The organism is Microbacterium sp. DT81.1, from assembly GCF_049844955.1.
Lineage (GTDB): Bacteria > Actinomycetota > Actinomycetes > Actinomycetales > Microbacteriaceae > Microbacterium.
On record NZ_JBNCMA010000004.1, the window covers coordinates 12,703 to 32,911 of the forward strand.

At 65.5% G+C, this 20,209-nt stretch carries 15 protein-coding genes and 1 pseudogene; 6 read left to right on the top strand and 10 right to left on the bottom strand.

Features of this window, described 5'->3' with window-relative positions:
- On the top strand, positions 1-1,871 hold a 1,871-nt coding region (locus ACLQ2Q_RS11515; protein ID WP_425820603.1), incomplete at its 5' end, for a cutinase family protein.
- Positions 1,872-2,244: 373 nt separating this feature from the next.
- On the opposite strand, the gene ACLQ2Q_RS11520 is transcribed toward ACLQ2Q_RS11515, so the two are convergent.
- Positions 2,245-3,096 carry an SAM-dependent methyltransferase gene (locus ACLQ2Q_RS11520; protein ID WP_425820604.1) on the bottom strand — a complete coding sequence of 284 codons (852 nt, stop codon included), beginning with the start codon at positions 3,094-3,096 and terminating at the stop codon, positions 2,245-2,247.
- An 863-nt stretch (positions 3,097-3,959) separates the two neighbouring features.
- Here ACLQ2Q_RS11520 and ACLQ2Q_RS11525 point away from each other — a divergent pair.
- Positions 3,960-4,931 carry an aldo/keto reductase gene (locus ACLQ2Q_RS11525; protein WP_425820605.1) on the top strand — a complete coding sequence of 324 codons (972 nt, stop codon included), beginning with the start codon at positions 3,960-3,962 and terminating at the stop codon, positions 4,929-4,931.
- Between the two features lie 779 nt (positions 4,932-5,710).
- Here ACLQ2Q_RS11525 and ACLQ2Q_RS11530 read toward each other — a convergent pair.
- Both ACLQ2Q_RS11530 and ACLQ2Q_RS11535 read right to left on the bottom strand, forming a co-directional pair.
- On the bottom strand, positions 5,711-6,610 hold the full coding sequence (locus ACLQ2Q_RS11530; protein ID WP_425820606.1) for a peptidoglycan-binding domain-containing protein: 900 nt from the start codon (positions 6,608-6,610) through the stop codon (positions 5,711-5,713).
- A gap of 415 nt (positions 6,611-7,025) precedes the next feature.
- Positions 7,026-8,078, bottom strand: a complete 1,053-nt coding sequence (locus tag ACLQ2Q_RS11535) for a hypothetical protein (protein ID WP_425820607.1) — start codon at positions 8,076-8,078, stop codon at positions 7,026-7,028.
- Between the two features lie 284 nt (positions 8,079-8,362).
- Between ACLQ2Q_RS11535 and ACLQ2Q_RS11540 the strand changes: the two genes are divergently transcribed.
- On the top strand, positions 8,363-9,289 hold the full coding sequence (locus ACLQ2Q_RS11540; RefSeq protein ID WP_425820608.1) for a hypothetical protein: 927 nt from the start codon (positions 8,363-8,365) through the stop codon (positions 9,287-9,289).
- 296 nt (positions 9,290-9,585) lie between these two features.
- On the opposite strand, the gene ACLQ2Q_RS11545 is transcribed toward ACLQ2Q_RS11540, so the two are convergent.
- Entirely contained in the window at positions 9,586-10,893 is a 1,308-nt protein-coding gene (locus ACLQ2Q_RS11545; protein WP_425820609.1) for a hypothetical protein, read from the bottom strand.
- Positions 10,894-11,445: 552 nt separating this feature from the next.
- On the opposite strand from ACLQ2Q_RS11545, the pseudogene ACLQ2Q_RS11550 reads away from it, so the two are divergent.
- A pseudogene (locus ACLQ2Q_RS11550) lies at positions 11,446-11,538 on the top strand (aminoglycoside phosphotransferase family protein); the annotation flags it as partial.
- Between the two features lie 51 nt (positions 11,539-11,589).
- The gene (locus tag ACLQ2Q_RS11555; RefSeq protein ID WP_425820610.1) at positions 11,590-11,718 is read left to right on the top strand and encodes a hypothetical protein; all 129 of its coding nucleotides are present in this window, start codon (positions 11,590-11,592) and stop codon (positions 11,716-11,718) included.
- Between the two features lie 589 nt (positions 11,719-12,307).
- Here the strand turns inward: ACLQ2Q_RS11555 and ACLQ2Q_RS11560 are convergent.
- From ACLQ2Q_RS11560 to ACLQ2Q_RS11585, 6 genes are all read right to left on the bottom strand, one after another.
- Positions 12,308-12,523, bottom strand: coding sequence for a hypothetical protein (locus ACLQ2Q_RS11560; RefSeq protein WP_425820611.1), 216 nt, complete (start codon positions 12,521-12,523; stop codon positions 12,308-12,310).
- Between the two features lie 159 nt (positions 12,524-12,682).
- Positions 12,683-15,247 (bottom strand): ATP-binding protein, encoded by a 2,565-nt coding sequence (locus tag ACLQ2Q_RS11565; protein WP_425820612.1) that lies wholly within the window; start codon positions 15,245-15,247, stop codon positions 12,683-12,685.
- Between the two features lie 586 nt (positions 15,248-15,833).
- Positions 15,834-16,694 (bottom strand): hypothetical protein, encoded by an 861-nt coding sequence (locus ACLQ2Q_RS11570; RefSeq protein ID WP_425820613.1) that lies wholly within the window; start codon positions 16,692-16,694, stop codon positions 15,834-15,836.
- Positions 16,691-17,044 carry a PadR family transcriptional regulator gene (locus ACLQ2Q_RS11575; RefSeq protein WP_425820614.1) on the bottom strand — a complete coding sequence of 118 codons (354 nt, stop codon included), beginning with the start codon at positions 17,042-17,044 and terminating at the stop codon, positions 16,691-16,693. Before ACLQ2Q_RS11575 ends, ACLQ2Q_RS11570 begins: the two co-directional genes overlap by 4 nt.
- Before the next feature lie 877 nt (positions 17,045-17,921).
- A complete protein-coding gene (locus ACLQ2Q_RS11580) occupies positions 17,922-18,584 on the bottom strand; it encodes an Ig-like domain-containing protein (protein WP_425820615.1) in 663 nt (220 codons plus the stop codon).
- A 255-nt stretch (positions 18,585-18,839) separates the two neighbouring features.
- The gene (locus ACLQ2Q_RS11585) at positions 18,840-19,088 is read right to left on the bottom strand and encodes a hypothetical protein (protein ID WP_425820616.1); all 249 of its coding nucleotides are present in this window, start codon (positions 19,086-19,088) and stop codon (positions 18,840-18,842) included.
- 358 nt (positions 19,089-19,446) lie between these two features.
- Between ACLQ2Q_RS11585 and ACLQ2Q_RS11590 the strand changes: the two genes are divergently transcribed.
- Positions 19,447-19,773: a histone-like nucleoid-structuring protein Lsr2 gene (locus ACLQ2Q_RS11590; RefSeq protein ID WP_425820617.1), complete on the top strand. Its 327-nt coding sequence runs from the start codon at positions 19,447-19,449 to the stop codon at positions 19,771-19,773.
- The last annotated feature ends 436 nt before the right edge of the window (positions 19,774-20,209 follow it).

The following is a 20,209-nucleotide window of genomic DNA, read 5'->3' on the forward strand; positions in this document are numbered from 1 at the left end:
CGGTGGGTGGGGACACGAATGGTGACGGTGACGTCACCGCTCCCGCGCCGGGAGACTGGGGCGGTATCACCGTCAACGATGGTGGGTCGGTCGTTGCGGCGTACTCCAGCATCCGTTACTCGTCGACCGGGATCTACGCTCCGTATGCGGGGGCGAACGTGGTGGAGGTTTCGAACTCGACGATCAGCGACAGCTCGAGCAGCGGGATCTCCGTTTCGGTTGATCGTTCGGGCGCGAACGCCGGGACGGCGTCGGTGAAGATCCTGAACAACACGATCCGAAACAGCGGCGGGTACGGCGTGGATGTCTCTGCGACCGGGATCCCGGCCGGATCTTTGACGCAGGTCCCCGTTCCGACCGTGCAGAACAATACTGTGACCGGGTCCGCGAACACTGCCATCCATGTTCACGGCGACAAGCTCGACGGTGGACTGCTGCGCGGGAATGGTGGTTCCGGGAACGGGGTCAATGGCATCAGCCTGACCGGGAACCTCACTACGAATACCACGCTGCCGCTCGGGGGTCTTCCGCTGATTATCGACGACCACGACACCTGGAGTTGGGACGCGCTCACCGTCGCGGCCGGCGCGACCGTCACCGTGAATGCCGGCCAGATCATCAAGTCTCACGGTGGTGGGCTGGTGGTGGCGGGTTCTTTGGTGGTGAATGGGACGGCGGCTAGCCCGGTGACGTTCACGTCGTTGCGGGATGACTCGGTGGGTGGGGACACGAATGGTGACGGTGACGTCACCGCTCCCGCGCCGGGAGACTGGGGCGGTATCACCGTCAACCATGGTGGGTCCACGACGTTGCGTGAGACTCACATCCGCTACGCCTCCACCGGTGTAGATGTCGCGGATGGGGCAATGGTCGAGGTGCACGGCAGGATCACCGATAGCAGCATCGGGATCCGATCTAATGTGTACGTCGATGCGACAGATGTCGACTGGGGCGACCAGTCCGGCCCGTCGCCCCACGGATCCGGCGTCCCAATCTCAGGAGATGGAGTTGTCTTCCTCCCGTGGAGAGGCTGGGTCCAACCTCCGATCCCAGCCAAGACTCCGCGAACAGAAAGTCCGCCTATCGCAGAAGGATGTAAGCAGATTATGTACCTTGCGGTGCGCGGCTCTGGGGAACCACCGAAAGACCGAGCGGACGATCTAGCGTACGAGAGCTGGCTGGATGGGTTCGGCGGTGCCGTTTGGGCGACCTACGAGGGATTCCAGAGTGAATTCGAGGAAAACGGGCACGGCGGCGACACCACAAAAGGCATAGGGGTTCGGTACCAAGCGATGCACGTTCCTGGTACTGAATTGACGGACACAGGATATCTGTTGGCCGGCAACTTCGCCCTTGCCTTCGCCTCGGCGGATTACACACTGAGCATCTGGCAGGGAGTCGATCGAGTTGAGCAGTACCTGCAGGACGAGTTCGCGAGGTGCAAAACGACTCAGAAATTCGTCCTCGCGGGGTATTCCCAGGGGGCTCTTGCACTTCACATCTACCTCACGCAGCGTGCCCCAGCCGACATCCTCCGTCAAATTGCGGCCGTAGGCCTTGTGGCGGATCCCGCGAAAAACGGGAATGGTGCCGAGAGGGTGATCACGAACGAATTCGTGGAAGCCGGCCAAGGTTCGCCCATGAAAGCAGCCCAGGGCCTATACGCGCAAAGCAATCTGCCCGGAGATGGTGCGCTGCCCGCGTCGATTGTCTCCCGGACCGCAACGTTCTGTCACGACAATGACATCGTGTGCGCTCCTGGTTGGGGGTCATGGGTCAATGAGCATCTGAACTACGGGGGAGCCGAGATGATCAGTTTGGGAGGATGGCTTGCGACTACAGCTCTGGCCAGTGGACTTCCTGCCAGATGAACCGTCCGCAGTTCTCTTACGGTTCTAGGTGGGTGCCACCACCAGACGGGATAGGGTTTTCCAGGGCAGCGCAGTTAGTCGGGGTGTGGGCCAAAGTACGCCAACACCGAGCGGTCCGAACAATCCCACGGCCGCGTCATCCGGCGTCATCGACGCGTCTCATCCGGCCATCCCTTTGGGCGGACGGCGGCTCGTCCTCAGACGACCTCGGTATGCGCATCCATCGCCTCGACTGATTGAGTCAGTGACGATCCCTCAGCGGGCGAATTTCGGTCGTCGTGACCGAATGTGCCCTTTGACCGGACGATCAGTGGAGATTCGCCGCGCCCGTGCTTTCGACAGAGCTTTCCAGCGGGATCAGCGGATCGGACCACTAGCCAGGCTTGTCGAATACGCCCTGGATGAACACCGTGCGCCCGGCATCGATGTTGCGCCCGGAGTTACTGATCTTGAGGGCTGCCTGTTCTCCCAGCACGAGATGCATTCCAAGCGGAGGAGGGGCGCTGGAGCCGCTCGCACCCGACGCTTGCGCCTTCGCCTTCTGTGCCTTGCGCGCCGCCACGATGTCGGCGGTAACGTCGCGCCAGGTGCGCTCCAGGAAACCTGCACCGCGGATCAACCCGCGGAGGGATTCCGCATCGGCCAGATGGCTCTGGTTGGGACGGCTCGCCCATGGGACCGGAAGCTCGATCGGCTCGCCGTTCCCCGCGCAGATTTCCTGGCAGACGAACAGCCCGCCCGGCCTGAGTACCCGGGCGATTCCGGAATACAGGCGGCGCTTGTCCCGGATGTTCATCTGCATTTGTATCGTCCACACCACGTCGAAGCTGGACGCGGCGAACGGAAGCTCCAGGGCATCACCCGCCTGAAAGCGGGTGCGATCGGACAACCGCGTCATCCGAGAAAGGGCGTTGGCCACCCCGCAGAAATCAGGCGAGAGATCGATGCCTGTCACGTCGCAACCCAAAGTTGCGGCGAGGTAACGCGCCGGGCCGCCCAACCCGCTGCCCACGTCGAGCACTCGCGATCCTGGCGGAATCTTTGCAAGCTCCACCAATGCGCGCGTGGCCGAACGTCCCGCGGAGTGAAACTCGTCGGCCGGCGCGAGATCTTCGTGCGTGACCGAGTCCAGGTCCTTGCCGAGAGCTTGCAACCCCGCCACGATTCGCGGCAGAAGTCCGCCCGGCTCGTAGTGACGAAGCATTTCCTCGTGCGACTCGCCCATGAACGCAAATCCTGCGCGGATTTCGGGGAGCCGTCAAGTAACCGCTTGCTCCCACCACCCCGTCACCTGCCCTCCTCCGGCAGGAGGGAGGGTCTGGCCTGTGCCCTCACGAGGTCTCCACTCGACCGCAGAACGGCATCGCAGACCCCCCTGACCAGCAAACGATCTCTGTCCTCCTAAACGACATCGGAAGGGTCGCGGTCGCGCAAATTCTCCCTTCGTCCCAAGGTCCGTGGGGGGCTGACAACCTGGATCAGCGGATAGGTCGCCTCCCCGCAATCGCTTACGGCTTCGTCGTCCGCTGGACCGTTCCCGAGATGCGATCCATGGCGCAATTCGTACTGGTGCTGTCAGGCGTCTTGCTCGGCACCGCAGCAACGCTTCTTATCGAATTTCTCCTGCCCCGCCGTGCAGCAGAGAAGGCAAAGGCGGCGACGGATGCGTCGCGAGAAATTCAAGAGACGTCGCTAGAACTTCTTCGCGAGACTCAACTCCTGCTCGCCCACGCGCAGGCCGAGTTGCGTCAACGACCCTGGTGGCGACGGCGGCCGAAAGGTTCAAGGCGATACAGATAGGAACCTTATCTACCTCGACCCTGTCCTCTCGCGGAGGCCAACATCGCCGCTCAGCGATCACAGCGAGCCACCAGCGTTCGTAAGCCGGTTCCTCACCGTTCGTGGTCGTGGCGGACCTAGCCTCGTGGATGACCATGGTGGCGAAGCCTCCGAGGGTCGCCGTCGACCGGGGGGGGTCCCCGGTCGAGCGCGACGATCGCGTTCATGCTAGGACTGAGCCGAGTCATCATAAGGCGATGCTCATCGTCTGCCCGGCCGAGTCCGACGCCAGCGAAAGGAACTCCTCCGATGAAGTACTCCCGTCTCGGTCTGACCGGTGTTCGTGTGTCTCGGATCTGCGTGGGCACGGCCACCTTCGGGGTGGTACCGAGTTCCCAGGACGCGGACGGCGTCGTGGGAGCAGCGCTGGAACTCGGCATCAACTTCTTCGACACGGCGGACGTGTACGGTTCGACCCCGACCTTCGACCGGCCTGGCGCGCCGCCCGCAGCGGAGCGCGAGTCTGCGGAGGAGATCCTCGGTCGCGCTCTCGCCGACCGGCGAGACGAGGTGGTGCTCGCCACCAAGTCCGGCGAACGGCGCTTCGACCCGGATGCGGGGTTGTCGCGTCGCTACATCATCCGGCAGGTCGAGCAGAGCCTGCGCCGGCTGCGCACCGACCGCATCGACCTCTACTACGCGCACTTCCCAGACCCCGCCACTCCGTTGGAGCAGACGCTCGCGGTGTACGACGATCTGATCCGGCAGGGGAAGCTCCGCTACGTCGCCCTGTCCAACCACCCCGCCTGGCAGGTCACCGAGGCGCTCTGGATCGCCGACGACCGCCGCATGGTCTCAGCCCCGGTCGCCGCCCAGGTGATGTACAGCCTGCTGGACCGCAGCGCCGAGCAAGAACTGGCCGCCGCGTGCGAACACTTCGACCTTTCCGTCATCCCTTACGCGCCGCTGCACGGAGGCCTGCTTGCCGACCTCTCCGTCCTGACCCGGGACATCGCCGGAGGCAAACGGTACGGCGGCCCCGGGTTCACCGAGGCCGAGATCGCGATCGCCCGGGAACTCGACCGGCTGGCACGCGAGTGGGGGCTGGGCATGCAGCAAGTCTCGCTGGCCTGGCTACTCTCCCGTCCCGCGGTGGCCTCGGTGATCGTCGGGGCCGAGACCACCGAGGAGCTCCGCGCCAACGCCTCGGCCGCGGACATCGAGCTGACACCAGAGCAGCTGGACACCGTCTCGGCCCTAACCGCCAACCTCGCCCACTGAACTCATTCCGCGCAAGCCGGTCCTCCACCGCGACAGACGCGAGAGTCCGGCGGCGTCGCGAAACACGGCGCGATCATGCCTGTCGGTCGAGCGCGTTTGCCCGGCCCGCTGAAATTCGCGATGAGGGGGCGGCAAACGCACCGCGCTGAGTTGTGGCCGTCGACATCCACTGGCGACACGGTGAAGACGCACACAAGCGCCTCCGACCGCCCTGAGACCCGGTCGTATCGGATTCGATGAGACAACATTTATTCAACGTTTATTGGCTCGAGGACGCCCCAGATTCGTCGAGACGTGGCATACCATCGACAGTGATACACAACGAAGCCGACAAGAAGTGCCTGGTCTAGGCGAGATTCTCCGAGGTATCGACTCCGCCGAGCGGGATCAATGCGACTCCGCCCGAATCGTGAGGTCGCGGGTTCAAGCCCCGCTCCTGCTACAGATAGAGCCCCAGGTGAATCGGAATTTCATTGTGGCTCGGACGCGATAGCCGGTTGTGCCGGTTATGGACCGTGTCTGGCGGAAACGAGAGCTGTCAGTGACAGTTGCCGGCTGTGGGCACGCAGGAGAACCCACGATCGCGCGGGTGATGGACCGCCGCTGGTACCTTCGAGCGCTCTGCGATCGAGGCACCCAGCGGGCCTGTTGAGAAAGGTCTCGCCGCAGTCGACCAGTTCCGTTGCAGGGAAACGCTCGACCTGAGCGGCGTCCTCGGTGTGGACGCACACGATCTTGTGGCCGACGATGCTCAGCCCGGGCAATCGCGTGGCTTCGCTCTAATTCGTCTCGAACAGCCGGTCCCACGTCTCGCTGTCTACGACTCCGTCGACGTCTAATCCCTGGAACGTCTGGAAGTCAGCAACCGCTTGCTTGGTGATCGGGCCAAAGTCGCCGTCGGCGACAAGCCCTGAGGCTGCAACAATATTGAGCTGCCGCTGGATGTGCTTGACGGTGGTTCCTTGCATACCCTCGGCACTCACCGTGCCGGGGTACGGCCGAACGCCGGCGACGAGCGCCCAGACGGTCGAGGCTGCGTCGCCCGCTCGAGCGCAGAACCAGAGAGCGAAGTTCTGACCTGATTCGTCGTGACTGGTCGTGACGAGCAGTTCGCCCCCATTTCCCCTGACCGTCCCCTCGGGAGTGGCGAGGGCCTTGGGGATGAGACGGATCGGCGCAGCCAGTTCAGACTCGAACACACCACCGTTGCCGCTCGTGGACGACCCTCTGACGCCGCTGTTGGTCGCGGCGAGGCCGTGCACACCGATGCCGCTGCCCTCACTGCTTCCGACGACGCCGGTGTTGTCCGACCTGCTGATGCCATGGACGCCAAAACCGCGTTCGCTGCTGCCGACGACCCCGGTGTTGGTCTTGCTGTCACCATGCGCGCCGAACCCCGACGTGCTGAAGCCCACCACCGCGGTGTTGGACTCGCTGATACCGCGCACGCCGAACCCCGTCGCACTCCTGCCGAGCACCCCGGTGCCACGGCCATCACCGAGCGACTCGAGACGAAAATCGCCAGGTGGCACGTTGTGATTGAACAAGTCGCTCGTGTTCGCCACGCTCACCCCGACGACCCCGGTCGATCCTTCGAACCCCGTTCCCATCACCCCGAACTGAGAAAACCGGCCTTGCCCGAGGACGCCGGCGATCCCGCCGCCGCGGGTCTGGCCCACGACGCCACAGCGTTCAGCGTTGACTCGAATTCCCCACCGAAAGCCGACACCGTCCTCGTCCGTAGAAAAGCCCGCGCCTGGGAACCCCGGGGCCGATTGCGGTCGCGGTCCCGTTGCAGTGAATTGGTCATCGTGCATGACGACCTTCCTTCCCGAAACTTACGTGATCCGACGAATACCGCCATTGTGGAACTCCAACACAGACTTCGCCACCCCTTCTGCGCGTCGTTTCACCGCAACCCCCTGACCGCCCAGCCACCGCCCGCTCAAGCACCGGCCTACGCGCGAGCGGACCTAGTGGTAGCGAGTCCGCCGTCCGCCGTCACGGTCGTTGCCGGTTCGGTCGGCGAACCAGTCCTGGAGTCCGCTTTGTGTCGGTCGTCGCCCGGTCGGCGTGCCGAGGGTATGAACGTCGTTACGCCGCCGGCGTCAGGTCTCGGCTGAGCACCCTTGCGGCAGCGGTCCCCTTCTTCGGGAGAATGGTGATGCGCTCGTTCCACCGCTGGCGCGTCTGCATGGCCCAGAAGATGGCGAACAGGGTTAGCCCGACGGCCTCCCCGAACAACACCTCCGGGAAGCCAGGGATCGCGTCTTCGGTGCCGAACTGAGCCATAACGCCCAGCACGATCAGGAAGAGGATGTCGGCAGCCATCGCTATCGCCAGAATCTTGTACCAGAGCCTCTGAGTGTCACTCGGCGGGGTGCGGTCTTCCGGGTCATCGGTGCGTGTGCCGCGGATCCAGACCACCGTGGCGAACGCACCGAAGAACAGGAATGTGGCGATGTAGTGGATGCTGAAGCTCCACGGGCCGACTCGGAAGTACGGGAATGCCTCGTCCCACACGAAGGTGAACAAGAAGAGGGCGACGGCGGTGACCGCGGCGGTCACGGGAACAAGGAGTGCGAACCGTTGCCGCTTCTCATTGCGCTGGACGATCAACATCACCACGACGATCACCACCAGGGTGAGGATGTAGGTGAGGACCGCGTTCTGCACCTCGGGAAATGCGGCCTTCGGCAGGCAGCTCTGCTCCTCGCCCTCGCACGTGAACGTGGTCAAACCCTGCTCAGTCGCCTTCACATCGGTCGGGACGAGCGCGATGAGCGGTCCGAAGATCGCAGCGAAATCCAGCAGCATCGACGGGCTGGGGAGCTTGAGGGTCCGCTTTCCCAGTGGGATCTTTGCAGCGCCTCCTCGGCCGTTGAGCGCGAGCATCGCGAGGGATGCCGCGATGAGGACGCCGACGAACACGTTCCGGGCCGGGGTCCAGTAGTAGTAGCTGATCGACCCCTTCACGTAGCCGCCGGCCACCGAGGCGATGATCACGCCGATGAAGAGCGCTGCGACGGCGAAGACGAGCGATAGTCGCAGATAGCGGTGGGTCTTCAGCGCTGCTGTGATGAAGTCCGGCTGTTCATCCTGGGCTTGCTGTTGCTTGACGATCTTTCCATCCGTCGTGTCGGTCATCACTGCTCCAATGCAGAGAGAATTACTCGCCGCGACGCGATGTCAGTCCGATTGCCGCTGTCGCGACTTGCGCTCGCCCCCAGCGGAGCGCCTGCGTCATGGTACCGCTCCCGGGATATGGACGGCAGGCCCCTTCAGCGAAGAATGACGGTGCACGTCCAGGGCCGCTCCGATCTGCGAGTCCACAAGCCGCTACCGGAGTTCAAGCGGTGACGCCCTCGCACGTAGCCTCAGCGCGTTGCGCGGAGTGGGATCTGCGCTGGAATCACTCGGGAGCGCCGTACATGGCCGAATCCGCCGCGATCCTCTCCCGGACACTGCAGAACGAGATCCCGACGCCCGCCGACGTGAACGAACTGCTCGTCGAAGGTGAGACGCCGGTCGCGTCCTTCAGGACATTCCGCGACTCGGCCACCTTCACGACCAAGCGACTTATCGTCCGCGAAAGTGGCACGATGCATCGTGAACCGTATCGGCCCGATCCGGCAATACTTAACATGAGCGCAGACAGCGAAATCATCGGACGGTCGATCGATATCCCTTCCGCAGCCGTGGCAATCACCGACCGGCACGCGGTTCGCACCGCGTCCGCCCTTGCAGGCGTGGCGCTTGTCGTCGCGGCGCTCACCGGGTGCGCGACGCCGCGCGAGGCTTCCGTCAGCGCCTCGCCAACGACGTCGAGCCCTCCCCCGTCGAGCGCGGCCCTCTCCTCGTCGGCCTCCCTTGCTGGAGCTGCGGGCACCGCGCTGGTGCTCCCGGAAGCGTGCGAGGACATCTACTCCGACGCGATGTTCGCCCATCTGACGGCCACGGCGCCTCCACTCAACGATCCCGGGCACACCACGCCGTCCACCGAGCTTGCGGTCGGCCGGGAGGTGCTCGATACGGCCCCGACCCTGCGCTGCACGTGGGGTGGGCCCTCCGAGTACGGACTCTCCACCAACGTCACCATCGTGGATCCCGGTCAATCGGCATCCATCGAGCAGGCCGCCGTCGAGTCCGGGATGACGTGCACGCCGCACGACGGCGGCACGATCTGCCGCACCCGGGAGGACCTCTTCGTCGACGGGGAGCGCTACGCCACCGTCGGAGAGACGCACTACTTCCGAGACAACGGCTGGATCGCCACGCACTGGACCAACTTCGCACCAGAGGGTTACACGGAAGACATCGTCGCCACGTTGTGGCCCTCACTCCCGCCGACGGGGTGAACAACTCCCCAGATGTCCCGGAAGCAACGCGGATGGCGAGTGGTTCTCGTATCCCGGTGCCAGCTCCCGCTTGTGGCGGGTGGGGGATCAGTCGCACCGATGACGCCTTGCGGATTGTGCGCTCGGGTCGACGTCGACCCCCGAGCGCATCTCTTCGAGCCGTCTGGGTTTGCCTGCCCGCACTGCTTGTCGAAGCACCGCGCATTGCGATCAGGGGGCGCCGGTACGGTTGGTCTCCGCGCCCGAGGGCCGACCAACGGATCCTCACGCGAGACGAATGCGGGTGATCCCTGGGGTCACTCCACTGGCTGGAAGAACTGCCGATCAACCCAGAGGGCAGCGCGGGCGCCGATGTATGCGCCTTGGTATTCGGCATTCCGGAAGTGGAGACCCTGGTAGATGCGCGCGTCGATGGTGTCGCGAACCACGCTCGTGAAGCGCTTGTAGTCGCGCGTTACATCGGGCACGCCAGGCGTGATCTTGACGACGCTGAAGTCCATCCTGTCCGTGCCGAAGAAGGCGATCGCAGCGCCCATGTATGCGGACGATACACAGTTGTAGCCAGACGGGTGCTCCGAGTACGGCGGAGAGGGGAGCAGCGGGGTCCACGCAGGATCGCCAGCGGTCCTGCGGTTGCCGTCATTGTCGCCCTCGCGGATCGCGGTGACCGGGCGCCAGAAGTTCCAGTACTCCTTGTCGTTGAAGCAGCCGATGACACTGTCTGCGGTGGTCAGGTTCAACATGGCGAAGAGGCGGGCTTCGTCGGCGAGCGTGAGCCCTTGGGCCTCGGATATCACCCGGAATGTGCGGTTGAACAACTCCGGCGGGTGTGCAGCATAGAGCTGAGCGAGAGTGTTCTGCTTTTCGTTGCGGGGACTGTCGACCGCCCCGATGGCTTTCACCTCGTTGTAGTCCCTTGCGTAGGCTCGGCTGGTGAGAGAGTACGGCCCTTTCGTCCGGAGCTGCGAGCTGCTCTCGAGCGTGAACGGTTCAACATCGGACAGCCACGCAAGGGCGTTGTTGGGCTCGGGCGTAGTGGGACGCCACTCGCCAGGCTTCGTGCCGACCCGCCACAAGATGTCCGGCGCGAAACGGCCGTCATTCGTTCGTGCTTCCAGCATGGCCGCTGCGGCGGCCGCCCCTACTGCGACCCCTTCGGCTTCGGCATCGCCGTCGGGGATGCCCGCGAGGGCGTCGGCATAGAGGACATCGAGCCGGTCTCGGACCGCCTGCGGCAACGGCGGTACGGGTGGCGTTCCCAGCCCGACCAGCACGTCGTGCGCGGCGGTGGCGACGGCGGCTTCCTGTGATGCCGTCGGCGACGCCGGTGGAAGGCCAGGCAGGTAGGGCTGATATCCGCCGAGGATGGCGTTGACCGCGTCGTAGACCGCACCCTGCACCATCGCGAGGTGCAATTGCGAGACCGGTGGCGGCTGGCCGGCGCCGGGAGTGGGCGCCGTGGGCGGGTTTATCAGCGCGTCCGAAGCGTGGAGATTCCAGACGCGTACCGCGTCGGAATGCTCGGAGTTCGCAGCCGCGGGCGCGGCTCCGAGCACTGTTGCCCCCAGAGCAACGAGAGCAGTAAGCGCGAACGTGCCCAGCATCCGCTTGTGTGTCCCTGTTCGCATGATCCGTCTCCCCAATGTCGCACCTGCGCAGCTAGGCAGATGTGCTAGCGACTCCTCAAATGACTTTCCCGTTGTACGTTTGCCCCGCGTGAACACCTCAACCACAATCCGGTATCAATCCGATATCAGTGGTTCGGCTTCCGGCATACACTCGTCCTCTCGCCGACTGGGTCGCTGGCTCAGCCAAGAGAACGGCTCACCGGAACGGACCAGGAGCGCCGCTCGGACTCCACTGCCACCGCGTCGCGATACTCGTTGATACCGCGCTGGTGCTGGCATGAGATCGACTCGAGCGTGAAGGGGCATAGCATTGTGACCTCGCTTCGCGAGTGGAAGCTGACGCGTCGATGACAAGCGCATAATACTGCCGCGCCCCCCGGGGAACAAGACAGCGACGAGACTCACCTGGAAGTGCTCGCGCAAGGGGGTGCGTGCCTGATTTGGAATCTGCTCGCGAAACGCTGGCCTTGGATCGAGTGCTCGGTGGTGCCTGCGCCGATCGATTGAAGCTCGCGGGGGCACGAGCAGCTGCAGCATGGTGAGCCGCATCCCGGCAACGTCCTCAGTCTTGGCCTTGGCGCCTTATTTGTTGACTTCGGGACCAGTTGCCATGGACCTGTCGAGGTCCACCTTGCCCATGTACTTGAGGCCGTGTGTACGCATCACCCGAGGGTGAACCAGCAACTCTTGAACGACCGCCGGCAGCTCGTGCTCACCATGGTCGCAGCGTGGCGTTGGCAGCTCGGCGACATTCCCAGACCGGAGGAGCAGTTCCTCCGCACCCTTCGTGCGGGGCCTTGAACACCGCCGTCGGACCCCCGTGCAGGATCACTCAGTCGCCGACCCCGTCGCCGGACAGGAACGCCCGCCATCCGTCTTCGCTCATGGCGATTACCGTATGCACGCAGCCACCCGCACAATAGATGAACCGGTGAGCGATCCGTCGGATCGGGTGCGTCTTCAGGAGCTCTGAGGACCGCGACAACGGGATCGCGACGGCCGCGGTGGCACGGTCGGGGTGGCACGGTCGAGGCATACCCGAAACGGACTGCTGAGCGGCCGCCGCAGCGAGGCGCCTACCTGCACACCGGACCGAGGAGCTGCACGAGCGATACGGGTCTGTCCGGGTGCGACGCATCGCCGAGTGGCGGCGGGTCATGCGACACGACCTCTGATACCAGCACGGTGCGACACCCGTTGGCGCGACGTACAGATTCGGTCGAACACGAAGAAGGAGGTGGTTCGCTTCGCCGACCGTCTCAACAGTGACTCGAGACGGCGTTGCCCGTGACCCGCGACGAGGAAATCCAGGGCCGATGATCTCCCCGTGAGACCCAATGGTCAGAGGTTTCATCACGACGGTCGCCGCTGATGGAAGCGCCTCGTGGGTTTACCCCCGGAGCATGCCCATGCGCGCGGCATCGTACGCGCGCTGTTCGTGCAGACGCTCGACCACCCGGCGTCGATCGATCAGCTCCACGAGCTCCTCGCGAGTGAGCGGAGCGCGGGGCGGGCGGAGCCTGGTCAGCACCGTGCGGACCGCGCGGCCAAGGAGGGTTCCGGGCGACGTAGTCGGGAAGGGCGTGGGGGCGGTTGCGCTGCTCATGATTGCTCCAAGAAAGGGTTCTGTTCCGTCCGCGGTTGCGGGCACGTGACTCTTTCTATGGCGAAACCCCGGACCGACTCATCCGCAACGACTACCGAGATCGCCCGACGCCGGTACCGAGATCTCGGCTCGTCGGGCCCGATCGGGATTGCCCGCGCGTCAGCTCCGGAGCAGGTCGGCGCCGCGCCGCGCCGCCTCCTGCCGAGACGAGACACCTAGCTTCATGAGGATGGCGGCTACGTGCGAGTCGACCGTGCGCACGGATAGCACCAGCTGCTCGGCGATTTCGCTATTCGTGAGTCCCTCCGCGATGAGCGGCAGCACGTCGAGCTGCCGATCGGTGAGGCCGGCGGGATTATGCCGCGTCGTCGCTTGAGGTCCTCGAGGGATTCCGCGCGCGCCGAAACTCCGCAGGACCGTTCGCACGCTCCTGGCGAGCGGGGTGGCACCGATCCGGTCAAGAATTGTGAGCGCCTCGATCAGATCGGCCTCCTGGGTGCTCTCTGCGAGAGCGGCCGCCTGGTGGTACACGGCGCCTCCCATGCGCCAGAGGTGGGCCGCGCGGCGCACATCCCCGCGTGCCTGTACCGCGAAGGGATGCTGTCCCTCCGGCACATCGACCTGCTCTCCGGCACGCCGGAGATACAGCGCGAGCTCAGCCTGATGGTTGACCGCCCCGCAGCGCACGGCCTCTTCATACGCGGGGCGCGCGATCGAGCCAACGCTCTCCAGATCGCCGCGCAGGAGCGCCGCTTCGGCCCGTGCGCAGGCGACGGGTCCGATCCGCTGCCACTCGCCGAGGTCCTGCGCGAGCAGCCAGGCTTCGTCGAGCATCGCATACGCGCCCGGATCTCCTCTTCGCACCGCCACCAGGCCCCTCACGGTCAACGCGACACATCGTGCGGACGGGAATGGTTCGGTCAGCGCGGCGCAGGCGGCGAGCGCCTCGTCCCACTGCGCCCGCGCGAGGTGGAGCCGACCACGCTCCACCTGCTGATAAGCCCAAAGACCCATCACCTCGGATCGCTGCGACTGCTCGATCGCGGGCTCGAGGTACTGTTCGGCCAGATCGAGCCGGTACTGGTCGAGCAGGCTCCACACAAGGTTGACGTGCGCGCGTGAGGCATCGTCCATGAAGTTACCCGCCGCCGCGACGGCGGCGGCCTCCTCGAGCTCCGCGATCCCATCCTCGCGGTTCTCGAGCATGTGGGCCGTGCCGACGTTCGTGAGTGCGTGTGCCAGCGCTTGTGTCGCCCCAGATTCTCGTGCGACTGCGATGGCCCGCTCCCCGAGCTGGATTGTGCGGGCGACATCGTGCGCCAGCATCGCGAGCTGAGACTCGTTGCTGAGGGCGAATGCGTACATGGCGCGATTCTCCGTCGAACTGAGGACGTCTGACGCCTCGCGTCCGGTCTCCTCCGCTCCACGGCGGTCTCCCGAGATCCAGTGGAACCTCGACACCCAACGGAGGCTCGCGCCCAGCGAAACGGCATCGCCCAATTCGCGCCGCAGCCGAACGACCTCCGTCTGCACGTCGACGGCCTCCTGCGCCCGGCCGAGCGTGTAGACCTCGATCGCGTATCGCTGCATGAGGTCGGCGCGCTCGAAGGGGTCGTATCGCTCGGCGTGTTCCAGCGCGGCACGCAGGTGCGCCGCCGCTTGCCGGTGTGCGCCGCTCTCGGCGGCGTCGGCCGCGGCCAGCGGCGCCCAATGGATGATGGCGTCCACATCACCCGCCTCGATGGCATGCGAGACGATTCGGCCGGCATCGGCATCCGTCTCACGCAGCACCTCGAGCACGCGCGCGTTGAGCTCGATGCGACGAGAAGCCGAGAGGGAGTCGATGACTGCGCGGCGCGTGAGCTCGTGGCGGAACTGAACACCGTCCGGACGGACGGTCAGCAGACCGCGTTCTTCAGCCGATCGCAGGACGCGGGCTCCGCCTGCCACCAGCCGAGCGAGCTCGGCGGACGATACCGCCGATGGGATCACCGCGAGTTGCTCGACCTGCTCACGCGTCAGGTCATCCAGTCGGTTCATGCGAGCCATAACCGTGTCGACGACCGTGCGGGGGACGTTCACCGCATCCGCCGAGCTGACGACCTCGGTCACGAAGTAGGGATTGCCCCGGGTAAGTGCGAAGAGGCGCTCCGGGTCGAGGCCACGCTCGGTGGCGAGCACGGCGACGGCGGCCGGCGAAAGTCTGGCCACGGGGAGGTGGCGCACGCTCGTTCGGATGTCCCCGAGCAAAAGCGTGAGCGGATGTCCCTGCCCGAGTTCGTCGTCGCGGTAGGTCATCACGAGCACAGCGGGGATCTCGTCGATCCGTCGCGCAAGGTAGCGCAGTGCGTCGAGCGTCGCTTCGTCCGACCAGTGCATGTCCTCGACGACGAGCACCGTGCCCGGCTGCGAGGAGAGGTCGTCGATCAACGCCGCGAACAGCTCCTCGCGGTCTCCCCCGCGGAGGGCCGCCGCCAGTCGCGGCCCGACCGCTCGGCGGAGGTCGCGTAGGGGTCCGAGCGTCCTCGGGGTTGCCAGGGCATCGCACGAACCCACGAGGATGCGGGATCCCGCCGGCGGCCGCGACCGCAGCGCGGCGATCAGGCTGGACTTGCCCACGCCCGCCTCGCCGTGGACGAGCACGATGCGTCCGCCCCCAACCGTCGCTGCTGAGGCGGCCTCGCGGAGGTGTGCAAGCTCCGACTCGCGCTCGAGGAGTCGCATAGTGCGATCGTGCACCGTCCCCACACCACCCCGCAATCCCTCGAGTCGGGCGCGGCCGGGGCACGGCGCGCTCGCGATCGGAGAGTCGCTCGTCAGCACCCGGGGTGCGCTTCGAGAGACGCTTACACATCGGTCCTGCGGACATCCGGGAATGCCCCGGTCGCGAGGATCGCGCGCAGGGCGGCCGCAAGGGGATCCCGCCTGGCGCGGGGACTCTAGCGGAGAGGGCCGTCTCGCTCGCATCGTTGCATCGAGCGACTGCCGCGTGGAATCGGCCGACCTGGGTTGATCAGCGCCCGGGGAGGGATCCTTTCTGAAAAGGCTGTCGGGCCGGTGTCTCCCCGCCCCGGTGAGCACGGTGACGCGTCGCACCCGCATCGATCGATGATCGTGCCGACACCGGCCTCACGGTCGCTGACGGCGGGTCCACAACGTGCCGAGCACGCCGGGACGGGCGACGTCGACAACGGGTCCGGGATACCGTGCCGAGCGGCATCCCGGACCCGCGGGCGGCACGGGCGGGGTCGCGGTCAATGCCGCTGCCGTGCCGGGTTGTACGGCGAGGCGCGCAAGGCGCGCTCGCAGATCACGCCAGGCGTGTGGGTGGCTCGGGCCTCTCGATCGGGTGTGGCGCCGACGCGCGAGTGGCGACGAGGAGCACGATTCCCACGGCAACAGCGACGATGCTGACGGTTACGGCCACCAACGGCGTCGTCACCGGAGCCGGATCGATGCCAAGCATCGGAACGATCGCGCCGGCGCCCAGCAGCACACCGCCGAGCACGGCGCCGGTGCGCGCCACGGCGCCGCTCGCGCTGCGGCGCGCCACTTCGATGAGGGCGCCGGTGGCGACGGCCAGGCCGAGGATCACGAGCGGAGGCGCCCAATATGCCGCGAGCGTGGGAAGAGCACCCACTGCTATAAGCACACCCGACACGCGAGGCGCCTTGACGCGACACGCGATGCCGGCGAGGAGGATCGCGAGGTAGATGAAGCACGCCGCGGCGCCCTGTGGCCGCGGTCCGTCGTCGCCGACGAGGTTCTCGATGCCGAAATTGAGGTAGACGGCGGCGAGAACGGCAGCGCCGACGACCCACCACCACCGGCCGGGTGACTGCTTCTTAGAGTCCATAGCAGATGCCTTTCGATCGGCCCGCTGACCCCGCATCGCCAGGCGTTGTGTTCGTACCCAAAGAAGGTCGTCCGGCATTCCGCCGACGACCCGCAACGCGATAGCACCGGCGACGATCGGTGATCGCGTGCCGTTCTCTCGCGCGTCGGAGCGCTGCTCCCAGAGATCGGACTCGATCTCCGCACGGCGACGCTCGGCCGCCTCCGTGCCCACCAATCCGCAGTACCAGCACACCCAGCGCCGCGCGACGTCCGCTGCCGTCGCCGCGACGCGGTCGTCTCGAGCCGCCGGGTCCGGTCCCAGGTCGGCGTTCACAGCGCCTCCCACGCCGGGCGCCCGATGGGCGCGTCGTGGGCTGCTTCCGCCCGGTGCGACGCGAGCGCGAGCTGCCCCGCCCCGGTCACGGTGTACACACGCCTGCGCGGGCGGCCTCCCTCCTCAGCGGCCGCCGCATCCTCCCACTCGCTCTCCAGCAGACCGGCCTTCTCCAGCCTGCTCAGCGCCTTGTAGAGGGTGCCGTGTGCGGTGAGGGTTTTCCCGTCGCCGGCGAGAACCTTCGCGAGCGCGAACCCATGAAAGCCCACATCGCCGGCCCGTCGAAGGCGCAAAGCGGTGTCCAGGATCTCGCTCTCCAGGGGAAGCAGTGTGCCTGCACGACGTCTCATACCGGAAGTATGGGCAGATATCTTCCCATTGTCAATGGGAAGATATCCATGGCGAGACGTGAAGCGTCGCGCTGAGGGACCGGCTTGCGAGCCGACCCTTCCCTTCCATAGGCGGCGACTCGTCGAACCGATTCACTCGCGAGTCTTCGATAGATTCGGTCCATGGAGTCAGTCGGCTACTCGACACGCGCGAAGGCGTCGCCCTGGAAAGGGCGGCCATGTCGTACCTCGATACTCTGCGCCCGCCGGTCCTCAAGGTGATCCAACAAAGTACGCGCGTGCTACAACCCGACCCGGGCAGCTGGCTGGGTCGCGTCGACACTGTGACGACCCCCTTCGAGGCGTCTCAGATCGCCCGCATGTTCGTGCTCGTAGCTGCGGCCCGGTTTCTCCAATCTCAAGGTCCGCATCGCCATACTGGAATGGGCGACAAGGACGGCTGTGACCGCATGTGCTGGTCCACCCTGGGGGGGTGCGCATCGAACGTCCCGCCCCATAGCGACGCTCTCGCTCTCGCGGATTAGGAGCGGGGGCGAGGTCAACCACCTCGCACTTGCGCGCTCGCTCCACGATAGTGAGGCACGGGATCGCGTAGTCCTCACCGAGTCGGCGCGTCAATAGACCCGATGAACGGAGGGCGTTGCGTGCGGTCGAGGACCGGCCATTGACACGGCCGACGCGCACGACCGACGGGCCACCGAGATGGCCGACGCCGTCGGCAATCTCAGGCTGGATATGACCCCAGTCCCCGCTCGGGTCGAGCGAGCGCGTCATCAACAGCGTCGGGTGCTCCGAATATCCCGATGCGGACGCCGGCGACGCGCTCTCGGGCGTCACGTCGGCGCTCCTCAGCGAGGCGGCTGTAACGCCGGCATCTTCATTCGTCTGCTGGGCGAAGGGTTGGGCTAACCGGGAGTGATCTGAAGAGCACCTTGAGTGTGGCGGGTGCGCTGGTGGAGGAATCAGTGCCGTTGGAGCCGGTGTACGTGGCGATGACGGAATGGGTACCCCGGGAGAGCCGTGGAAGCCAGTATCGGGCGGTCCCGTCCGTCGTGACCGGTGCGGTGCCGACTCGGCGACCGTCCACCAGGAATTGCACGGTTCCTCCGGTCACCGAGCCACCTGCCGGAGCGACTGTCGCGACCGCTTGCACGCCCAGGGCGGCGAAGGTCACCGACCGGCTGAGCTGAAGGGTTGTCGTTGACCGTCTGATCGTGTCGAAGGTGATCGGCGCTGACCAATAGACCGCTCTGGACACGGATTGAGTGGTCGATATGGGTTTCCCGTTGCTGGAGTGGGCGTAGAGCTCCAGGTTATTGAGGCGGATGAAGCGGTCGGAGAGGATCGATGGGATGGTGAAGGTGAGCGTCGACCCGTCGGCGGCGACGGTGGGTACACATTGATTCCACCCGAACTGCTGATTCGAGATGCCGCACCACGAGTAGAACGCAATACCGTCAGACGGCGCCGGGAAGCTGCCCGGTTCTCCTCGGACCACCACCACGTCTCCGCGGGATACCGTCTTCGGCGGTCCCGGCACCGCGGAATAGTGTCGGTCTTGCTGGGTTTGGCTCGGTGCGGTCGGGTCCTCCCGGAGCGTCACGGCAGCGCGATCATCTTCCGGCGACAGGAGCCACTGCACGCTCCAGCCGTTCTCGGATTCCCCGGAGAGGCAGGCGACCGAGTACGAAATCGGTCCGGGTTGCATGCTGCCTGCGGGCACCGGAAGGAAGCGTTGAGCATCTGACTCCCACTGCTCCGGCGTCCACACTTTCTCGCTGATGATCGCGTGCTCCTAGAAGAATTGGCAGAGAACGCTCTCTCCCCGCACCGGCCGTTCCACGTCGAGCCGGATCTCAGTCAGGTTCGGACCGACTGATTCGGCCCACTCGCCATTGCCGCCATAGAAGATGTGGTCATAGAAGGTCGGTATGCCGAGGGGAAATTCCACTGGCTCCGCCGCAGAAGGGCTAAGCGGCGATGAAGCGACGCTCACTCCCGCCGCGAGCAGGGCTACCGCAATTCGCGCCGAAATCCGCGCCATGACAATTCCGCTTCCTATTTATCCCGCGCCCGCCCCCGCTCATGATGACACCGGGAGCCCGCCGGCGATATACCCCAACGAGACTCGCGCAAGGCGCCCGCGCAGCCAATGTGAGAATCTCACCTGGTCTGCACGCGGATCTCTTCGATGACGCTCGAGACGTTGCCAAATCGGCGCCTCGCATTGACCCTTCTTCGAGCTGGGTTCCGTGCTCCGATGTCTCCTGCTCTCGTCTGACACGATTTGAGCGCATGAGCGGAGCGGCATCGATGTTGCGAGGCGCATGTTTCGTGGTCGCACATTGCTAAGTGGCCTAATATGGCTGTCGGGTACCCGACCCGATACATGGAGGATTTCTATGGCTAAGAAGACAATCACGACCTACATTGACGACATCGACGGCTCGGACGCGGACGGCACCGTGACGTTCAGTTTCGACTCCAAGCTTTACGAGATCGACTTGTCGTCGAAGAACCGCAAGAAGCTCGTGGACGCGCTTGAGCCGTTCATCAAAGCCGCTCGTTCCGCTGGGGGATCGCGTCGGTCTACCAGCTCGTCAGCACGTGGGGCGAGTCGGACTGACCTGGCTTCAGTGCGCGCCTGGGCACGAGACAACGGACACGAAGTGAGCGAACGCGGGCGTGTCCCCGCATCGGTCATCGAGGCTTACGACGTGGCCCACTGAACAACATCGTCGCCTACCACCTGATACCCCGCGGAGAGCCCCGGGGTATCATCGTCACGGCGTCAATGGAGTGAAGAGCAGTCCGAATCGACTCGCTGTCAGCGTACCGATACCGGACGGGCACAGCTTTGAGCGGGGCTGAGCTGGAAGATCCTGTGCGGCGGCTGGCTGCTCGCCGGCTAATCCCGCCCGGGTCGCGGTCACCGCTTTCTGCTCCTGCAGGCAAGCGAAGGACGCACGAGAAACCGGGTACCGCTTTCGGGTGCTGAACCCAACGAAACCTGTCGCGCTGAGGGACCCGCTCGCGAACCGCGTTCGTCACGGCGTCTGCCGGAAATCTGCCGCGCTCTCGGGAGGCCATTCCATCCGCGGAGGCGGCATCGTCGTCAGGCAGATGACAGCATTGTGGGGGGAAGCGGCTTGGAAGCGAGCGGGC

What these genes read in the sequence shown, in the direction of transcription:
- ACLQ2Q_RS11520 (WP_425820604.1), bottom strand. Translation starts at nt 3,096, where the DNA reads ATGGGCGAGTCGCACGAGGAAATGCTTCGTCACTACGAGCCGGGCGGA.
- ACLQ2Q_RS11525 (WP_425820605.1), top strand. Translation starts at nt 3,960, where the DNA reads ATGAAGTACTCCCGTCTCGGTCTGACCGGTGTTCGTGTGTCTCGGATC.
- ACLQ2Q_RS11535 (WP_425820607.1), bottom strand. Translation starts at nt 8,078, where the DNA reads ATGACCGACACGACGGATGGAAAGATCGTCAAGCAACAGCAAGCCCAG.
- ACLQ2Q_RS11540 (WP_425820608.1), top strand. Translation starts at nt 8,363, where the DNA reads ATGGCCGAATCCGCCGCGATCCTCTCCCGGACACTGCAGAACGAGATC.
- ACLQ2Q_RS11545 (WP_425820609.1), bottom strand. Translation starts at nt 10,893, where the DNA reads ATGCTGGGCACGTTCGCGCTTACTGCTCTCGTTGCTCTGGGGGCAACA.
- ACLQ2Q_RS11560 (WP_425820611.1), bottom strand. Translation starts at nt 12,523, where the DNA reads ATGAGCAGCGCAACCGCCCCCACGCCCTTCCCGACTACGTCGCCCGGA.
- ACLQ2Q_RS11565 (WP_425820612.1), bottom strand. Translation starts at nt 15,247, where the DNA reads ATGCGACTCCTCGAGCGCGAGTCGGAGCTTGCACACCTCCGCGAGGCC.
- ACLQ2Q_RS11575 (WP_425820614.1), bottom strand. Translation starts at nt 17,044, where the DNA reads ATGAGACGTCGTGCAGGCACACTGCTTCCCCTGGAGAGCGAGATCCTG.
- ACLQ2Q_RS11585 (WP_425820616.1), bottom strand. Translation starts at nt 19,088, where the DNA reads ATGGCGCGGATTTCGGCGCGAATTGCGGTAGCCCTGCTCGCGGCGGGA.
- ACLQ2Q_RS11590 (WP_425820617.1), top strand. Translation starts at nt 19,447, where the DNA reads ATGGCTAAGAAGACAATCACGACCTACATTGACGACATCGACGGCTCG.